18 protein-coding genes are annotated in these 17,691 nt (G+C 62.5%); 2 read left to right on the top strand and 16 right to left on the bottom strand.

Going from position 1 to position 17,691, the window contains the following annotated elements; genetic code table 11:
* Positions 1-54: 54 nt before the first annotated feature.
* Positions 55-1,416, bottom strand: a complete 1,362-nt coding sequence (locus tag FHS64_RS00785; RefSeq protein WP_167174257.1) for a glutamate--cysteine ligase — start codon at positions 1,414-1,416, stop codon at positions 55-57.
* A 78-nt stretch (positions 1,417-1,494) separates the two neighbouring features.
* Positions 1,495-2,214, bottom strand: coding sequence for a 16S rRNA (uracil(1498)-N(3))-methyltransferase (locus tag FHS64_RS00780; RefSeq protein WP_167174254.1), 720 nt, complete (start codon positions 2,212-2,214; stop codon positions 1,495-1,497).
* Between the two features lie 65 nt (positions 2,215-2,279).
* Here FHS64_RS00780 and FHS64_RS00775 point away from each other — a divergent pair, with 65 nt between their 5' ends.
* Complete coding sequence (locus FHS64_RS00775; protein ID WP_167174251.1) at positions 2,280-3,806, top strand: ABC1 kinase family protein; 1,527 nt, start codon at positions 2,280-2,282, stop codon at positions 3,804-3,806.
* Here the strand turns inward: FHS64_RS00775 and FHS64_RS00770 are convergent.
* The 4 genes from FHS64_RS00770 to FHS64_RS00755 all read right to left on the bottom strand — a co-directional run bounded on the left by FHS64_RS00770 (position 3,799) and on the right by FHS64_RS00755 (position 8,293).
* Positions 3,799-4,686 carry a bestrophin family protein gene (locus FHS64_RS00770; RefSeq protein ID WP_167174247.1) on the bottom strand — a complete coding sequence of 296 codons (888 nt, stop codon included), beginning with the start codon at positions 4,684-4,686 and terminating at the stop codon, positions 3,799-3,801. The two genes, FHS64_RS00775 and FHS64_RS00770, sit on opposite strands and share 8 nt — an antisense overlap.
* 46 nt (positions 4,687-4,732) lie before the next feature.
* Positions 4,733-5,896 (bottom strand): acyl-CoA dehydrogenase family protein, encoded by a 1,164-nt coding sequence (locus FHS64_RS00765; RefSeq protein ID WP_167176166.1) that lies wholly within the window; start codon positions 5,894-5,896, stop codon positions 4,733-4,735.
* A 124-nt stretch (positions 5,897-6,020) separates the two neighbouring features.
* Positions 6,021-7,802: an acyl-CoA dehydrogenase C-terminal domain-containing protein gene (locus tag FHS64_RS00760; protein WP_167174244.1), complete on the bottom strand. Its 1,782-nt coding sequence runs from the start codon at positions 7,800-7,802 to the stop codon at positions 6,021-6,023.
* A 2-nt stretch (positions 7,803-7,804) separates the two neighbouring features.
* A complete protein-coding gene (locus tag FHS64_RS00755; RefSeq protein WP_167174241.1) occupies positions 7,805-8,293 on the bottom strand; it encodes a MerR family transcriptional regulator in 489 nt (162 codons plus the stop codon).
* A 212-nt stretch (positions 8,294-8,505) separates the two neighbouring features.
* On the opposite strand from FHS64_RS00755, the gene FHS64_RS00750 reads away from it, so the two are divergent.
* Positions 8,506-9,246, top strand: coding sequence for an SDR family oxidoreductase (locus FHS64_RS00750; protein ID WP_208380496.1), 741 nt, complete (start codon positions 8,506-8,508; stop codon positions 9,244-9,246).
* A 131-nt stretch (positions 9,247-9,377) separates the two neighbouring features.
* On the opposite strand, the gene FHS64_RS00745 is transcribed toward FHS64_RS00750, so the two are convergent.
* From FHS64_RS00745 to FHS64_RS00700, 10 genes are read right to left on the bottom strand one after another with little or no spacing between them, the layout of a single operon-like run.
* A complete protein-coding gene (locus FHS64_RS00745; protein ID WP_167174235.1) occupies positions 9,378-10,583 on the bottom strand; it encodes an acetyl-CoA C-acyltransferase in 1,206 nt (401 codons plus the stop codon).
* A gap of 5 nt (positions 10,584-10,588) precedes the next feature.
* The gene (locus FHS64_RS00740; protein WP_208380493.1) at positions 10,589-10,972 is read right to left on the bottom strand and encodes a nuclear transport factor 2 family protein; all 384 of its coding nucleotides are present in this window, start codon (positions 10,970-10,972) and stop codon (positions 10,589-10,591) included.
* A 10-nt stretch (positions 10,973-10,982) separates the two neighbouring features.
* Positions 10,983-11,438 carry a MaoC family dehydratase gene (locus FHS64_RS00735; protein ID WP_167174233.1) on the bottom strand — a complete coding sequence of 152 codons (456 nt, stop codon included), beginning with the start codon at positions 11,436-11,438 and terminating at the stop codon, positions 10,983-10,985.
* 1 nt (position 11,439) lies between these two features.
* A complete protein-coding gene (locus FHS64_RS00730; protein ID WP_208380490.1) occupies positions 11,440-12,228 on the bottom strand; it encodes an SDR family oxidoreductase in 789 nt (262 codons plus the stop codon).
* Positions 12,225-13,133 (bottom strand): SDR family oxidoreductase, encoded by a 909-nt coding sequence (locus tag FHS64_RS00725; protein ID WP_167174230.1) that lies wholly within the window; start codon positions 13,131-13,133, stop codon positions 12,225-12,227. The genes FHS64_RS00730 and FHS64_RS00725 overlap by 4 nt, the downstream gene beginning before the upstream one ends.
* Positions 13,134-13,136: 3 nt before the next feature.
* Entirely contained in the window at positions 13,137-13,589 is a 453-nt protein-coding gene (locus tag FHS64_RS00720) for a nuclear transport factor 2 family protein (RefSeq protein ID WP_167174227.1), read from the bottom strand.
* A gap of 3 nt (positions 13,590-13,592) precedes the next feature.
* Positions 13,593-14,744 carry an acetyl-CoA C-acetyltransferase gene (locus tag FHS64_RS00715; protein ID WP_167174224.1) on the bottom strand — a complete coding sequence of 384 codons (1,152 nt, stop codon included), beginning with the start codon at positions 14,742-14,744 and terminating at the stop codon, positions 13,593-13,595.
* The gene (locus tag FHS64_RS00710) at positions 14,744-15,775 is read right to left on the bottom strand and encodes an acyl-CoA dehydrogenase family protein (RefSeq protein WP_167174222.1); all 1,032 of its coding nucleotides are present in this window, start codon (positions 15,773-15,775) and stop codon (positions 14,744-14,746) included. The genes FHS64_RS00715 and FHS64_RS00710 overlap by 1 nt, the downstream gene beginning before the upstream one ends.
* 6 nt (positions 15,776-15,781) lie before the next feature.
* Positions 15,782-16,936, bottom strand: coding sequence for an acyl-CoA dehydrogenase (locus FHS64_RS00705; RefSeq protein WP_167174219.1), 1,155 nt, complete (start codon positions 16,934-16,936; stop codon positions 15,782-15,784).
* Complete coding sequence (locus FHS64_RS00700; RefSeq protein WP_167174216.1) at positions 16,936-17,685, bottom strand: enoyl-CoA hydratase family protein; 750 nt, start codon at positions 17,683-17,685, stop codon at positions 16,936-16,938. Before FHS64_RS00700 ends, FHS64_RS00705 begins: the two co-directional genes overlap by 1 nt.
* Between the last annotated feature and the right edge of the window lie 6 nt (positions 17,686-17,691).

The raw sequence follows: 17,691 nt of genomic DNA, 5'->3' as shown, positions 1-17,691 counted from the left end.
ACCCGGCCTGTTCGCTGTTGAACAAGCCGTGATGCGGCCCTTTGGTGTTTGAAATCAGTAGGCAAAATCGCGGTAAAGGCGCGACAGATCGCCCTGCCAGTCGCCGTGATACAGGCTCAGCAGGCGATCGGCGGGGGTGATGCCGCTATCGGCAATCTCTTCCAGTTCGCCCAGATAGCCGCGCTCGTCCACCATACCGGCGGACAGACGGTTGCGGTTTTTCAGACCGTCCTTGGCAATGGCCACCATATCGACGGCGACATCGCGCACGCTGCGGCCATTGACCTCGGCCTTCAGACCCAGACGGGTCACGTCGCGGCGCAGGCGCTCGTGGTCGGCGATGTCCCAGTCCTTGCACACGTCCCATGCGGCGGCCAGCGACGGCGCGTCATAGAAGATGCCGGTCCACAGGGCAGGCAGGGCGCAGATGCGGCTCCACGGGCCACCATCGGCACCGCGCATTTCGAGGTATTGCTTCAGACGCACCTCGGGGAAGAGGGTCGTCAGGTGGTCGGCCCAGTCCTTGATGTTGGCGCGGTCGCCGGGAAGGGCATCGACCTTGCCGTCGATAAAGGCGCGGAAGGACTGGCCGGACATGTCTTCATAGACATCGCCGCGCTTGGCGAAATACATCGGCACGTCGAGCGCGTAATCGACATAGCGCTCATAGCCAAAGCCGTCGGCGAACACGAAGTCCAGCATGCCTGTGCGGTCGGGATCGGTATCGGTCCAGACATTGGCGCGGGCCGACAGGAAGCCGCTGGGCTTGCCCTCGATAAAGGGGCTGTTGGCGAACAGGGCCGTCGCGATGGGTTGCAGGGCCAGCGAGGTGCGGAATTTTGCCACCATGTCGGCCTCGGACGCGAAGTCCAGATTGGCCTGAATGGTCGAGGTCCGCAGCATCATGTCGAGGCCCAGCTTGCCCTTGGTGGGCATATAGGCGCGCATGATGTTGTAACGGCCCTTGGGCATGACCGGCACGTCTTCGCGTTTCCACATCGGGTCGAAACCGACGCCGAGGAAGCCCAGACCGATCTGGTCGGCCACCTGCTTGACCTCCATCAGGTGGCGGCCTGTCTCGTCACAGATGTCGTGCATGGTCAGCAAGGGCGCGCCCGACAGCTCGAACTGGCCACCCGGCTCTAAGCTGATCGAAGCGGTAAAGCCCTCGGCGTTTTTGCGCTCCAGAGCGATGACATTGTCGCCCTCATAGACCGGTGCCCAGCCGAAACGGGTCAGGCCGTCCAGCATGGCCTTGATGCCGCTTGTACCCTCATAGGCAGGACGGCGCAGGGTGGAGCGGTCAAAGCCGAACTTTTCATGCTCGGCACCCACGCGCCACTGATCGGCGGGCTTTTCGCCACGGCTGATGGTTTCGATCAGCTGATCTCTGGTAAGCGGCGCGTATTCAGCCATGTGTAACCCCTGTTGTTGCGGGTTAGATGATGCACGGACAAGCTCGGCACAAGCCCCCCGCAACGGTTCAAAAGCGGATTATCGTTCCCAGTCCCCAACCGCATACTGCCACAGGGTCATGGCCGAGATGGCGGCGGTGTCGGCGCGCAGGATACGCGGGCCAAGGGAAACGGCGGTGGTAAAGGGCAGGGCGCGCAGCATTTCGCGCTCTTCGGGCGAGAAGCCGCCTTCGGGACCTATCAGGATCGACCATGCGCCGCTGCCCGCTTTTTGCAGGGCGGGGATGGCCGGATCACCGCCGGTCTCGTCGCAGAACATCAGCTTGCGGCCGTCAGGCCAGTCCTTGAGGATGTCGGCCAGTTTTCTGGATTCATGCACCAGCGGCACATCGAGGCGGCCCGTCTGTTCGGCGGCTTCCTCGACAATGGCATCCAGACGGTCGAGGCGGATACGCTCGGCATTGGTGCGCTGGGTGATGGTCAGTTGCACCGACTTGGCCCCCAGCTCGGCAGCCTTTTCGACCACAGTTTCCACGCGGGCCTTTTTGATACCGGCAAGGATCAACTCAAGGTCGGGACCGTAAATCTGGGCGCGGGTCTGTTCGACGCAGCGCAGGATGACGCCCTTCTTCAGCACCTCGACCACTTCGGCGCGCCATTCGCCGTCCTTGCCGTTGAACAGCAACAGGGCGTCGCCCTGTTTCAGGCGCATGACCTGCGTCAGATAGCGGGACTGGTCGAGGGTGGGGGCTACGGCATGGCCGTCGGCCAGAGGGGCGGTGACGTGAAGGCGGATCATAAGCGTTGAATATCGCGCTTTACCAACAGAGGGAACAGGCCAGAGCGCGCAGGCGTTGATCGGGAATGTTTACAACCCTTGCTGTAGCGGCGCGTGATCGCCGGCGTCTTGCGGAAATCACGGCGGTCGTCGGTCGATACGGCCTGTCAGCGGTGCTGGCCCGTCTGGGGCTGGATGGAAAGGGCGAGGAGGATCAACGCCCCGAGCCGCTGGCCCGCCGGACCCGTATGGCGCTGGAGGCGCTTGGTCCCAGTTTCGTGAAGATGGGACAGATCCTGTCCACCCGTTCCGATCTGTTACCGCCCGAATGGATCGCCGAGTTCGAGCGGCTTCAAAGCGGGGCGCTCACCATGGATTTTGGCGTGTTGCGCCCGCAGGTCGAGGCCGCTCTGGGCGCGCCGCCCGAAGAGATATTTGCCCGTTTTGATCTTGAGCCTCTGGCCGCAGCCTCGATCGCGCAGGTGCATCGCGCCGCCTTGCATGATGGCACAGAGGTGGTGGTCAAAATCCGCCGTCCGCATATCCGCCACCGCATAGAGGCCGATCTGCGTCTGATTGCGGAACTGGCCAGAGCCGCCGAGCAGTCCAGCAGCGAGATTGCCCGCTATCGCCCGCGTGCGCTTGTGGCGCAGTTGAGCGAGGCGATGCTGAACGAACTGGATTTCACCATCGAGGGGCGCAATGCCGACCGCTTTGCCGCCGACTTTGCCCGCAATCCGGATGTCGTGATCCCGCAAATCTACTGGCAGCACACCAGCGAGACCGTGCTGGTGCAGGACTATCTGGAAGGGGTGCCCCCTGTAGATGCCGCCCAACTGGTGAGGGCCGGTATCGATCCGCACAGGCTGGCCAAAATTGGGGCCGAGGCGGTGCTGGATATGGTGCTGTTGAACGGGCGGTTCCATGCGGACCCGCATCCGGGCAATCTGCGCGGCATGGAGGGCAGCCGCGTCGGCCTGCTGGATTTCGGCATGGTCGGCACGGTGACGCCCAGACGGCGCAGCGAGTTGATCGGTTTTGTTCAGTCGCTGGCGGGCAGTGATGGCGAGCGCATGGCCGAGGTGTTGGCCAACTGGACCGAAGGCACGGATATATCGCGTTCCAGTCTGGTGCAGGGGGCCGAGCAACTGATTGCCCGTCATGGTCAGGGCGATGTGGATCTGCCGGCGATTGTGGCCGATCTGATGGGGTTGATGCGCAAGGAACGCGTGGCGGCACCGCCCGATCTGGTGCTGATCCTGAAGGCGCTGGTGACCATCGAAGGGGTTTTGTCGCGGGTCGATCCCGGCTTTGATCTGGTCAAGGCGATGAACGGGGCGTGGACGCGGGCGCTGTTTTCCAAACGCGATACCGAGGCGCTCAAGAACTGGGCGATTGGCACGCTGCTGGACCTGTCGGCGGTCGGCGATGAGTTGCCGCGTATGATCCGTGCGGCCTCGCGCCGATTGACCGAGGACAGGCCGGTGCAGTCGTCTGCTGTTGAGGGCAGGCTCATCGCCAGGGCGGTGCGACAGGTCGGCGTGATGATCGCGCTGTGTGTGCTGGCCGGTGGCGGACTTGTCGCCGCCGCGATCTGGTTTGGCCCTAGCTGAGGCGGTCGCGCTTGGCGGGCCAGACGGGTGGCAGGTGGGTTACCCCCTGTGCATGGCGCAGTTCGCGTTCCAGCATCCGGCTCATGGCATCCAGCGGAAGGTCGTTGGGATCGTTACCGAACGGGTCTTCCAGTTCGTCGCCCAGAGCGTCCAGTCCGAAGAAGGTGTAGGCCACCAATAGCGATACCGCCATGGTCCACCAGCCCAGTGCTGGGGCCAGCGCAAAGGGCAGCATCAGGCAAAAGGCGTGGGCGGTCCTGTGTAGCAACAGTGCATAGGCAAAGGGCAGGGGCGTGGTCTTGATCCGCTCGCAACCGGCCAGAACATGGCTCATCTCGGTCAGGCGTTCTTCCAGCACCGAATAGCGGATCGGGTCGATCAGGCCGTCTTGCAACAGCTCGCTACATTGCTTTCCGACGGTGTTCAGGGCGGCGTCGGTGGCATGGGGCGCGGGTGAAAGCGCGACCCATTTGGCGATAGCGGCGTCTTCGTCGTGGTCCCGCAGGCGCGCGGCCAGACCAAAGACAAAACCGCCAACCCCGTTCAGCATCGGGGCGCGGCGATCCTGCGGCAGCAGCGAGGTTTGGCGAATAAACGAGCGGACGGCGATAATCAGCTCGCCCCACAGCTTGCGCGCCTCCCACCAGCGGTCGTAGCAGGCGTTATTGCGGAAGCTCATGAAGATCGACAGCGCCAGCCCGATCAGGGCAAAGGGCGCAGCGGCCAGATGCACCGGCAGGTCCGGCCGTGTCCTGTGCAGCATGATCGCGCCCACCGTAATGGCAGCCGTCAGACACAAACGCCCGATGACGCGCGGCAGGATAGACCCGTTGATAGCGAACAGGATTTGCAACGGGCCGGGGCGGGAGCGAACGATCATGCCGCCCGCCTACCGCCCCGAAATGTCTTTTTTAAGCGCAGAAATGCTAGAGCGTTCTGGCGATCAGCAGCTTCATGATCTCGTTGGTGCCGCCATAGATGCGCTGGACGCGGGCGTCCTTATACAGCTGGGCGATCGGGTATTCGGTCATATAGCCATAGCCGCCGAACAACTGGAGCATCTCGTCGATGGTTTCGCCCTGAATGTCGGTGACCCAGTATTTGGCCATCGAGGCGGTGGCGGCGTCCAGCTTGCCCTGAAGGTGCTGTTCGATGCAGTGGTTCACGAACACGCGCGCGACCGTCAGCTTGGTCTTGATCTCGGCCAGTTTGAACTGGGTGTTCTGGAAGTCGATCACCCGTTTGCCGAAGGCCTTGCGTTCCTTGACATAGGCGAGGGTGGCTTCGAGGCCGCGTTCGGCGGCGGCGCAGCCCTGAATGGCGATGTTCAGGCGTTCCTGCGGCAGTTGCTGCATCAACTGCACAAAGCCTTGCCCTTCCGAGCCGCCAATGGCGTTTTCCAGCGGCACCTTCACATCATTGAAGAACAGTTCGGAGGTGTCATTGGCCTCCATGCCGATCTTGTGCAGGTTACGACCGCGTTCAAACCCTTCGGCTCCGTCGGTTTCCAGACAGATCAGGCTCATGCCCTTGCTGCCTTCGGACGGGTCGGTCTTGGCGACGACGATGATGAAATTGGCCAACTGACCGTTGGTGATGAAGGTCTTGGAGCCGTTCAGGACGTAGTGGTCGCCCTTTTTGATGGCGGTGGTTTTTACGCCTTGCAGGTCCGAGCCAACCCCCGGCTCGGTCATGGCAATGGCCCCGACCAACTCGCCCGATTGCAGGCGCGGCAGCCAGCGGGCTTTTTGCTCCTCGGTGCCGTAGTGCCAGATATAGGGCATGACGATGGCGTTGTGCAGCGAGATGCCGAAGTGGTCAGCGCCCTTCCAGCCCAGCTGCTGCATGATGACCACCTCGTGGCGATAATCGCCGCCGAAACCGCCATCCTCTTCGGGCATGGAGACGCCCAGAAGTCCTGCATCACCCGCCGCATTCCACAGACCACGCGGGACGGACGAGGCCGCGATCCACTGGGCGAACTTTTCCGGCGGGGCGTGGTCGTCGATCCATTTGGCGACGCTGTCATTGAACAGGACGATGTCTTCATCCTGCATGAAGGACGGGGTGGGCAGGTTCAGGACGTTCATGGACATTCTTGGGCTTCCTCTAGGGCATGCCCGCTCTTAATGGCGGGTTGGTGCATAGACAGGGTAAGTTTTTGGGCAAAGAAAAAGGCCTTCCCCGAGGGAAAGGCCTTTTCGTTTTTGTGGATCAGAAGGCCGAGGCTTCGAGGTCCATCAGGACTTCGGCACCGGTCTTCAGCTTGGTCAGGTGCGCGGCGGCATCCGGCAGGATACGCTCGATGAAGTAACGGCCCGTCTTCAGCTTGTTGGCATAGAACGGATCGGCATCACCGGCGTCGATCTTGGCCTGTGCAGCCTTGGCCATCTGCGCCCAGATATAGGCATAGGCGGTCAGGCCAAACAGATGCAGGTAGTCGCTGGAGGCGGCACCGGCATTGTCCGGATTGGCCATGCCGTTCTGCATCAGCCACATCGTGCCTTCTTGCAGCTTGGCCTTGGCGTCGGACAGGCCCTCGACATAGGACTTGATGGCTTCGTTGCCCGCGTTTTCCGATACGAAGGCGTCGATATCGCCGAACCACGACATGATGGCGCGACCGCCCTTGGCCGGCAGCTTGCGACCGACGAGGTCCAGCGCCTGAATGCCGTTGGTGCCTTCATAGATCATGGTGATGCGGGCATCACGCAGGTACTGCGAGGCCTGGAAGTGCTCGGTATAGCCCGAACCGCCGTGAACCTGCATGCCCAGCGAGGCGACGTGGAAACCACGGTCGGTCAGGAAGGCTTTCAGGACGGGGGTGATCAGACCCATATAGTCGTTGGCCTTTTGGGCCACGGCTTCGTCCTTGGAGTGTTGCAGGTCGGCTTGCAGCGCGGTCCACAGGATGAAGGCGCGACCGCCTTCGACATAGGCCTTGGATTCCATCAGCATACGGCGCACGTCCGGATGGACGATGATCGGATCTGCCGGACCTTCGGGGTTCTTCGGACCGGTCAGGGCGCGGCCCTGCAGACGGTCATTGGCGAACTCTACGGCGTGCTGATAGGCGGCATCACCGATGGCCAGACCTTGCAGGCCGGTGCCGAGGCGGGCCTCGTTCATGACAACAAACATGTTGTTCATGCCGCGGCCTTCTTCGCCGATCAGCCAGCCCTTGGCGTCTTCGTACTGCATGACGCAGGTGGCGTTGCCGTGGATGCCCATCTTGTGTTCGAGGCCGACGCACTGGACGCCGTTGCGCTCGCCGATGGTACCCGCGTCATCGACGTGGAATTTCGGAACGAGGAACAGGGACAGACCCTTGATGCCCGGAACCGCGCCTTCGACGCGCGCCAGCACCGTGTGGACGATGTTGTCGGCAAAGTCGTGCTCGCCGGCCGAGATCCAGATCTTCTGACCCGAAATGGCATAGGTGCCGTCACCGTTCGGAACGGCCTTGGTGCGAACCATACCCAGATCGGTGCCGCATTGCGGCTCGGTCAGGTTCATGGTGCCGGTCCATTCGCCGGTCGCCATCTTGGGCAGCCATTTGGCCTTCAGTTCGTCCGAACCGTTGGCCTCGATGCCGTGGAAGGCACCGGCGGTCAGGCCCGGATACATCGAGAAGGCCGCCGACGCCGCAGCGGTGAACTGGCCCACCGCCATCGACAGGATGGAGGGCAGGCCCTGACCACCATATTCGGGGCTGAAGGCGAGGCTGGTCCAGCCCGCCTCGACCATTTGTTGATAGGCGTCTTTCCAACCGGTCGGGGTGGTGACGACGCCGTTTTCAAGCGTGCACTGCTCGACATCGCCCGTCTTATTGATGGGGGCGATCACGCCGTCGGCGAATTTGGCGCCTTCTTCGAGGATCTGGTCAACCAGATCACGAGAGACGTCGGCATTGCCGAAATGCTCGGCGAGGGTTTCGACCTGCAACACGTCATGCAGGACGAAGGACAGGTCACGGACCGGCGACTTATAGGCCATGGTTAAGCTCTCGCTTTGAAAGGCTGGTAGAGATTATCGGGATCGTTGAGGCGTTCGCTCAACAGTGAAGCGTAGGCATCCGCTCCGGGCAGTAGGTCCGGTCTGTGTTCGACCAGTGTACGTTCCATCCAGGCGCAGCCTTCTTCGGCTGTTTCGATGGCGCCTTGAATGTCTTCGAGCTGCTGCTTCAGCGCCTCTACGCGGGCGCGGTAACGCGGCAGGGCAATTGCCATCTGATGGACATTGTGTTCCTTGCGGTCATACAGATCCAGCATCTCCTGGATCTCCTGCAAGGCAAAGCCGATGCGTCTTCCGCGCATGATCAGCTTGAGGCGAACACGGTCGCGCGCCGTGTAAACACGCGTCTGGCCCTTGCGCGAAGGGGTCAAAAGCCCCTTGTCCTCGTAAAAACGAAGCGCACGGGCCGTCGCGCCAAACTCGCGGCAAAGTTGCCGGATCGAATAGGTGCGGAGATCGTCTGCGTTAGCCATGCGGCTAGATAACTTTACGCGGACGTAAAGTGCAAGAGGTTTACGCGCGCGTAAACGTAAGCTTTATGTGACAGGGGCGATCTTCAAGCCTTCAGTCGACTGTTTGCGCCATTCTCGTCGACCTGTCATGTGCTGCAAGACATTGAACGTCATTACGCAAAGCGATATAACTACGCTCTATAATTGAATTTATGCGTAATCGAGGTGCGGCTTTGTCTCCTATTGCATTGGTAACCGGCGGGACCAAGGGGTTGGGGCTGGTCACGGCGCAGCGTCTGTTGGCGGATGGCTATCGGGTGTTTGTCTGCGGTCGCAATGATACGGGCGATTTGGGTGCGCTGGAGTTTATCCGTTGCGATGTGCGCGATCCGCAGGATGTGGCGGCGATGGTGGCGGACATCCGCGCCAAGGCCGGTCCGGTGCGGGTGGTGGTGAATAATGCAGGGGGCTCTCCGCCCAGCGATGCGGCAACCGCCTCGCCGCGCTTTGCCGAAAAGATTGTCGGGTTGAACCTGATGGCACCGTTATGGGTGTCGCAGGCCGTCTATGCCGATATGGCCGAACATGGTGGCAGCATCATCAATATTTCCAGTGTCTCGGCGCTGCGTCCTTCGCCGGGCACTTCGGTCTATGCAGCGGCTAAGGGCGGGCTTTTGGCCCTGACCCGCAGTCTGGCCAATGAGTGGGGACCAAACATCCGCGTCAATGCGGTGGTGGTCGGCTATATCGAGACCGAACAGACCGAGACGACCTATGGCACCGATGAGGCCCAGTCGGGCATCAGCCGTAATATCGGCCTGAAACGTCTGGGCCGCAGTGCCGAGATTGCCGATGCGGTGGCCTATCTGGCCTCGGACGGGGCTTCCTATGTTTCGGGGGCCGTGCTGGAGGTTCATGGCGGGGGCGAGCGTCCCGCCTTCCTTGATGTGCTGGAACGCGAAGGCCAGCTTTAAAGAGATTGCACTGACGACGGGCTGAGGGGCTGTCGTCTGTTGCATAGGGGGCCGGCATCTCCTGACGGCCCCCGCACTTCATAAAAAAGGCCCGCCATTCGGCGGGCCTTTTGCGTTTGTGCCGAGGGCGATCAAGCGACCTCGAACAGTCCGGCGGCACCCATGCCACCGGCGACACACATGGAAACGATGACATATTTCACGCCGCGACGCTTGCCCTCGATGAGGGCGTGGCCGACGAGGCGCGAGCCGGTCATGCCGAAGGGGTGACCGATGGCGATGCCGCCGCCATTGACGTTGAGGATGGCGGGATCGATGTCGAGGGCGCGTTGGCAGTAGAGGGCCTGCGAGGCAAAGGCCTCGTTGATCTCGAACAGGCCGATATCGCTCATCTTCAGACCTGCACGTTTGAGTAGTTTGGGGATGGCGAAGACGGGGCCGATGCCCATTTCCTCGGCCTTGCAGGCGGCGACCTGGAAGCCGCGATAAATGCCCAGAACCGGAAGGTTCTCGGACTGGGCCGTCTTCAGGTCCATGATGACTTGAGCCGACGCGCCATCCGACAACTGGCTGGCATTACCGGCGGTGACGTGACGGCCCTCCTTGATGATCTGGCCGTCTTTGAACACAGGCTTCAGACCGGCCAGTGCCTCATAGGTCGTGCCGGCACGGATGCCTTCGTCGGATGACAGGGTGACTTCTTCCTCGCCGATCTCTTCGCCGGTCTTGGCGAACAGGGTCTTGGAGGTGGTCAGCGGCACGATCTCGTCATTGAACAGACCGGCGGCCTGAGCGGCGGCAGCACGCTGCTGGCTCTGGGCGGCGAAGTGGTCTTGGTCTTCACGCGACACGCCATAACGGTCCGCGACCAATTCGGCGGTTTCGATCATGGCCATATAGGCGTGCGGATCATGCTCCAGCACCCGCGTTGAGCGGTTGCGATAGGTCGGCATGTGTTTGTTGAGGGTCAGCGAGATGCTTTCCATCCCGCCCGCAACGGCGGCGTCGATCTCGTCGGTCATGATGCCGCGTGCCGCCAGCGCAATGGCGTTCAGGCCCGACGAGCATTTACGGTCCAGCGTAAAGCCCGCCACGGTTTCATCCGGCAGGCGCGAGGCGTGGACGCTGAGGCGGCCCAGATTATAGCTCTGGGTGCCCCAGTGGTTGCCGACGCCGAGGTAAACATCGTCGATACGAGCCGGATCAACACCGGCACGTTCCAACGCGGCATCGATGACATGGGCCGACAGGACAGGGGCTTCGGTATTGTTCAAGGCTCCGCGATAGGCCTTGCCGACGCCGGTGCGGGCTGTGGAGATAATGGCAGCTTCGCGCATAGGATTTACTCCGTAGAACCATGCATGTTGTTGGGCCCCCAATAGGCGGTCATCTGTTGGATCAGACCGTCGGGGTTGAACTCAAAGGTGTCGATGACGTCGATCCGGCACGGCCCATTGGGCAGGGTCAGATGGACGCTAAAGGCAAAGGCGGCGATGCTGGACGCGGTGCGTACCGGACCCTCGAGGGACAGCCTGGCCCCCGTGGCCATCGACGCCTGATAGAAGGCCAAAATGGCGTCACGGCCCTCGACAGGCTTGGCGTCCACCGGATCGCGCACCACGGCATCAGCGGCATAGAGGCGGGCGACAGCCTCGGCATCGCCGGTTTCAAAGGCCGCGACATAGGCCTCGACGGTTTCGATCATCTTTTGCGGCGATACCGACATGGCGTGTCCTTTAAGGAATGTAGCGGCTGATGGTGGAGGCGATGCAGGCAGGCTTGTCGTGGCCTTCGATCTCGACCGTCACATCGACCGTCACCTGAACGCCGGTGCCTTTCTGTTCGATCTTGGAGATCACGCCTGCACCGCGAATGCGCGCGCCGACCTTGACGGGGGCCAAAAACCGCACCTTGTCCAGACCGATGTTCAGGCCCGAGGACACACCGTTGACGGTGATCAGATCGGGCATGAAGGCATTGACCAGAGCCAGTGTCAGATAGCCGTGGGCAATGGTGCCACCGAACGGGCCGTCCTTGGCGCGCTCGGGATCGACGTGGATCCACTGCATGTCGCCGGTCGTCTGGCCGAAGGTGGTGACACGGTCCTGTTCAACCGACAGCCAGTCGGTGTGACCGAGGTCGCGACCCTCGGCACCGAGCAGGGCGTCCGGCGTATCGAAGACAACACCCATCTTACGCCCTCTGGCTGGAGGCCGAGATGACCTCGCCGGTCAGATAGGACGACAGGTCGCTGGCCAGAAACACCATGATGTTGGCGATCTCCCAGACCTCGGCGGGACGGCCAAAGGCTTCGCGCTTGGACAGTTCGGCCAGCATCTCGTCAGTCGTCACCTTGGCGAGGAACGGGTGCATGGCCAAGGACGGCGAGACCGCATTGATGCGCACGCCGTGATCGGCCGCTTCCACCGCCGAGCAACGGGTGAAGGCCATCACACCCGCCTTGGCGGCGGCATAATGGGCCTGACCCTTTTGCGCGCGCCAGCCCAGCACCGAGGCATTGTTCACAATGACGCCCGACTTGGCGGCATACATGATTGGCAGGAAGGCGCGGCTCATGCGGAAGACCGAGGTCAGGGTCACGTCCAGAACGCGGTCCCATTGCTCGTCAGTCATGTCCACGACATCGACCTCGCCGCCCAGACCCGCATTGTTGATCAGCACGTCGATACGACCCAGCAGCCGAAGCGATTCATCGCGCAGACGATCGACATCCGCTTGGTTGGTCACGTCGCAAACCACGGTGAAGGGACGCACACCAACCGCCGCCTCGATAGCGTCAGCAGCCTCGCCCAGACGACGCTCGTGAAAGTCACTGATGACCAGGGTTGCACCTTCTTCAGCGGCACGCTTGGCCGCCGAGAAGCCGATACCCGTTCCGGCCGCAGCGGTAATCACCGCCGTCTTGCCCTTCAGCAAACCACGGGCCTCTGGATAGGCGGGGGGAGTGTTCACAAAACTCATGCTTGGGTGCCCCAGACAGGTTTGGCCGCAGCGCGTTCGGCCACTAATTTATCAACGACCGGACCCAGTTCGTCCGCCTGCCAGCGTGCGCCCTTGTCCTGATCGGGGCTGTCGGTCCAGCCTTCGGACAGGAAGATGCGGCCACCGATCAGCTCGAAGACCTGACCCGAAATATGGGCGGACTGACCACTGCACAGCCATGCCACCAGCGGGGCCATATTGGCAGGATCATAGACGTCGAACGCGCCATCCTTGGGGGCCATGTCAAAGCCGCCGGTGGCGGTCATGCGGGTGCGGGCATTGGGGGCCAGCGCATTGGCGGTGATGCCGTAACGGGCCAGTTCCGCCGCTTGAACCAGCGTCAGGCTGGCAATGCCGCCCTTGGCCGTTGCATAGGCCGACTGGCCGATAGAGCCCTGAAGACCCGCGCCCGAGGTGGTGTTGATGATGCGGGCATCGACCGGATTGCCCGCCTTTTGCTGGGCACGCCAGTAATCGACGGCATGGCGGCTGGTGCAGAAATGGCCCCGCAGATGGACGCGCAGGACGGCATCCCATTCGTCGGGGGTGCAGGACACGAACATACGGTCGCGCACGAAACCGGCATTATTGACCACGGCGTCCAGACGACCAAAGGTCTCGATGGCGGTCTGGACCATGCCGTGACCGGCTTCCCAGTCGGCCACATCGCCGGTATTGGCGACCGCTTGCCCGCCCAGTGCGATGATTTCATCGACGACCTGTTGGGCAGCGCCCTTGGAGGCACCGTCCTCGCCATGGGTGCCGACACCCAGATCGTTGACCACGACCTTGGCCCCTTGTGCGGCCAGTTCCAGAGCATAGGCCTTGCCCAGCCCGTTACCCGCGCCGGTAACAATCACAACGCGATTTTCGCAGATGCCCATAGGTTATACGTCCCCGGCAGGTTTTGGCATTTGAAGGTGGGCGCTTACGTCGCCCATGAAGTCGATCTGGAGATAGCGGCGCTCAAGGAAGCGCCATGCCCCGTTGATGATGGCCAGCCGGTCGTGATAGCGACCGGTGGCCACGATCTGGAGCGGCAGGGTGTCGGTGGCTTGCAGCACCGTCCATTGCGACCAGCACTGTGCGCTCAGGCCATCGTCCGACAGCGCAATGCGCGGATTGGTGGTCAGGTGGCGCGTGCGTGGTGTGCCGTCGGCATACAGATGCACCGTCTTGTTCCACATGGCGACGATGGCGTCCTCGCCCCTGATCTCGGTGTTTCCGGCCATCAGGGCACCGTGATCGAACAGACGGGCCGCCCCTGCAAAATCACCCGCGTCGAACAGGTCGGCATAGGTGTAGAGCAGGTTGGGAATGTCGATGGCCGCGTTCGTCATGGCTTACAGGCGCTCGATAATGGTGACATTGGCCTGGCCGCCACCTTCGCACATGGTTTGCAGACCATAGCGTCCGCCCGTGCGTTCAAGCCCGTTCAGCAGGTTGGTCATCAGGCGCACGCCGGTGGCCCCGATGGGGTGACCCAGAGCGATAGCACCGCCCATGATGTTCAGCTTTTCGTGCGGAACATTCAGCTCTTTCATCCACGCCATCGGCACGGAGGCAAAAGCCTCGTTGCACTCGAACAGGTCGATATCCTCGATCTTCATGCCTGATTTTTGCAGCGCATATTGTGTCGCAGGGATCGGGCCGGTCAGCATCCAGACCGGATTATCGGCGCGCACGGAAATGTGGTGGATGCGGGCGCGGGGTTTCAGGCCGTGAGCCTTCACCATGGCTTCCGACGCGATCAACATGGCGGCGGCGGCGTCGCAGTTCTGGCTGGCGACACCGGCGGTGATGACGCCGCCTTCATTGACGGTTTTCAACGTGGCCAGACCTTCCAGTGTGGTGGTCGGGCGGATGGTTTCGTCGTGCGACAGGCCTTCTAGAGGCGCGATATCGCGGGCGTACCAGCCCTGTTCGGTGGCATGCTGGGCGCGCTGGTGCGAGGTGACGGCGAAGGCTTCCATGGCTTCGCGGGTCAGGCCCCACTTGTTGGCGATCATCTCGGCCGAGCGGATCTGGTTGACCTCTTCGTCGCCATAGCGGGCGTCCCAGCCCTTGGCCCCACGGAAGGGTTCTTCAAAGCCGAACTGCGGACCGACCAGCATGGCCGCAGAGATGGGGATACGGTTCATGGCCTGACTGCCGCCGACCACAACCATGTCCTGCGTGCCGGACAGGATGCCTTGGGCGGCAAAATGGATGGCCTGTTGCGACGAGCCGCACTGGCGGTCGATGGTCACGCCGGGGACGTGTTCGGGCAGGCCCGCGCACAGCCATGCGGTGCGGGCAATATCGCCTGCCTGACCGCCGATAGTGTCGGTGCAGCCCCAGATCACGTCATCCACCAGACCGGCATCCACGCCCACACGCTCCATCAGCGCCTTGATCGGATGGGCGGCCAGATCGGCCGGATGAAGCTCGGCGAGCGAGCCTTTTTTGCGGCCAGTGGGGGTACGAACGGCGTCGATAATATAGGCTTCGGCCATCAGGCGACCTCGGATGCAAAGGTTTGGTCCGGCCCGACGGGTCGGTTGAAAATACGCTCGGAAACGCGGGCGCAGTGCAGGGCGGGTTCGCCCCAGCTATAGGTCAGGCCCAGCGCGCGTTTGAGGATGAGGTGGACATCGACCTCGTAGCTGTAGCCCATGGCCCCGTGGACCTGCAGGCTGGCGCGCGAGGCATAGTCGGCGGCCTCGAGGCAGGCCAGTTTGGCTTGGCTGATGCGGGCGCGGCTGAAGATGTCATTGTTGGCCAGACCAGCAGCGGCTGCATGCAGGACCGGACGGGCGAACTCGATCTTGGTCTGGGCCGAGGCGAGGTGGTGCTTGACCGCCTGATAGGTGCCGATCGGCTTGCCGAACTGCTGGCGTTCCTTGGCGTATTCGACGGCCAGATCGACCGCACGCTGGGCCAGACCCAGACCTTGGGCGGCAGCAAACAGGGCGGCGCGGTCAAAGGCCTGATCCCACAGTTCCGAACGGTCGGAAATCTGGGTGGCGCGGTCCGGCGTCCAGTCCACTTTGAACAGGCGGCGGAACGGGTCGATGCTGTCGACGCGGGTCAGGGTGACTTGCGACGGGTTCAGCAGATGCGTTGCGCCATTGTGGTGCAGCAGGATGGCGTCGGCGATATCGGCATCGGCCACGACCGGATTGATCGGGTGGGCAATGGCGATGCGCTTGGACGGATCGGACAGGTAATCCGACGCAGGCGAAACCGCAGCCAGCAGCGGCGCGGCAATCCCTGCACTTTCGACCAGAGGTTCGGGCAGCAGATAATAGCCAGCCGCCTCGGCGATCAGGGCAAAGTCCAGCGCGCCAAGTTCCAGCCCGCCCGCAGCCTCGGGCAGCAAAACAACCGTCAGGCCGGTCTCGACCACGGCGTCCCAGCGGTCTTGATCGAACGCATCCTTGCGCTCCAGCATCTTGCGCAGACGCAGGGTGTCGCAGGTATCGGCCAGCACCGTGCGGGCGGCCTCTACGAACATCAGTTGGTCTTCGGAAAGGGTGAAGTCCATCGCGCCCTACCTCGGCAGGCCGAGCATGCGCTCGGCGATGATGTTGCGCTGAATCTCGTTGGAACCGGCATAGATCGGGCCAGCGAGGGCGAAGATGTAGTCGTCGATCCAGAGAGGCTGGCCTTCGATTGAAGGCGGTGCCGTAAACTCGGCTTCGGGGCCGAGGATGCGCAGGGCCGTGTCGTGCAGGTGGATGTCCAGCTCCGACCAGAAAATCTTGTTGGTGCTGGTTTCCGGCCCGATCTTGCCGCCGCTCATCAGGCGGCTGGCGGTGGCATAGATGTTCAGCGCATAGGCCTCGGCATTCATCCACGCCTTGACCACCTCGGCCTCGATGGACGGATCGCAACTGTCTTTGCGGGCTTGGTACAGGGCCGCAAGATTGGCGGCGGCGACCTGATAACGGGCAGGCGAGCGCAGCATCAGACCGCGCTCGAAACCGGCGGTGGCCATGCAGATGTGCCAGCCCTGACCTTCGTCACCCAGACGGTTGAAGGCCGGAACGCGGACATTCTCCAAGAAGATTTCCGCAAACCCGACATGGCCGTTCATCTTGGGAATGGCGTTGACCGTCACACCCTCGGCATTCAGCGGGAAGAAGATCAGGCTGAGGCCCTTGTGGCGCTCGGTGCCCGGTGTGCGGAACAGGCCAAAGGCCCAGTCTGCAAACACGGCGCGCGAAGACCAGATCTTGTGACCGTTGAGGATATAGTCGTCGCCGTCCTGAACACAGGTGGCGCGAACGCCCGCAAGGTCCGAACCGGCTTGCGGTTCCGACCATGCCTGCGCCCAGATTTCATCGCCGGATGCCATGGGCGGCAGGAAGCGCGACTTCTGCTCGTGGGTGCCGAACTCGATCAGGGTCGGACCCAGCAGGAAGATGCCGTTCTGGTTCACGCGACCGGGGGAACCGGCACGATAATATTCTTCCTCGAAGATCAGCCAGCTGATCAGATCAAGACCGCGACCGCCGTATTCCTTGGGCCATGTGACCATGCCCCAGTCGCCGGATTTGAGGGTGGCTTCCCATGCGCGGTGGGCCTCGAAGCCCTCGCGGGTGGCGTCGAAATGCTCCAACGGTTCGGCAGGGACGTTTTGCGCCAGCCATTCACGCACCTCGGCGCGGAAGGCGTCATGTTCGGGGGTGTAGGACAGCTCCATCAGTATTTCGCCGTCTTGCCGCCATCGACAAAGGCGTCGCGGGCCTTCTGGCTGTCCTCGTGCATGTACATTTCCAGCGTAAAGCCCTGCTCGAAACGATAGCCGTGATCGACGTCGCGGGCCTCCAGCCCGTTCAGCGCCTGTTTGGCCAGCAACAGCGCCGTGCGGCTCTTGGAGGCGATGATGGCGGCAAAGGCGCGGGCTTCGCTGGCCAGTTCGTCGCGGGTGACGATCTTGTGGATGCCGCCCAGACGCCATGCGTCCTGCGCCGTGATGCGGCCGCCGGTAAAGAAGGCGGCGCGCACGACATGCAGCGGGAACATGCGCGACAGGTGCGATGCGCCGCCCATCGCGCCACGGTCAATCTCGGGCAGCGAGAAGAAGCAGTCATCGGACGCGATCACCGTATCCGACGCGCCGCAAATGCCGATGCCGCCGCCAATGACAAAGCCGTGGGCGGCCGTCACGACCGGAACGGGGCAATCGCGCACGGCCTTGAAGGTTTCGTAATTGCCGCGGTTCAGTTTGACGATGCGCTCGGGGTGGGCCTGCATCTCCTTGATGTCGACGCCGCCGCAGAAGCCACGGCCCTCGGCGCGGATCAGCACCACGTTCACGTCTTCGCGCGAACCGGCTTCGGTAATGATACCGGGAAGGGCACACCACATATCGGAATCAAAGGCGTTGACCGGTGGATGGTCGAAAACGATTTCGGCGATCCGGTCTTTGACGCTCAGGGTAATGGGCATCTGGGA

It is taken from the genome of Brevundimonas terrae, from assembly GCF_011761985.1.
Classification (GTDB): Bacteria; Pseudomonadota; Alphaproteobacteria; order Caulobacterales; family Caulobacteraceae; genus Brevundimonas; species Brevundimonas terrae.
Note: the sequence above shows the minus strand (reverse complement) of the source record. Positions and strands in the feature narration are given on the sequence as shown.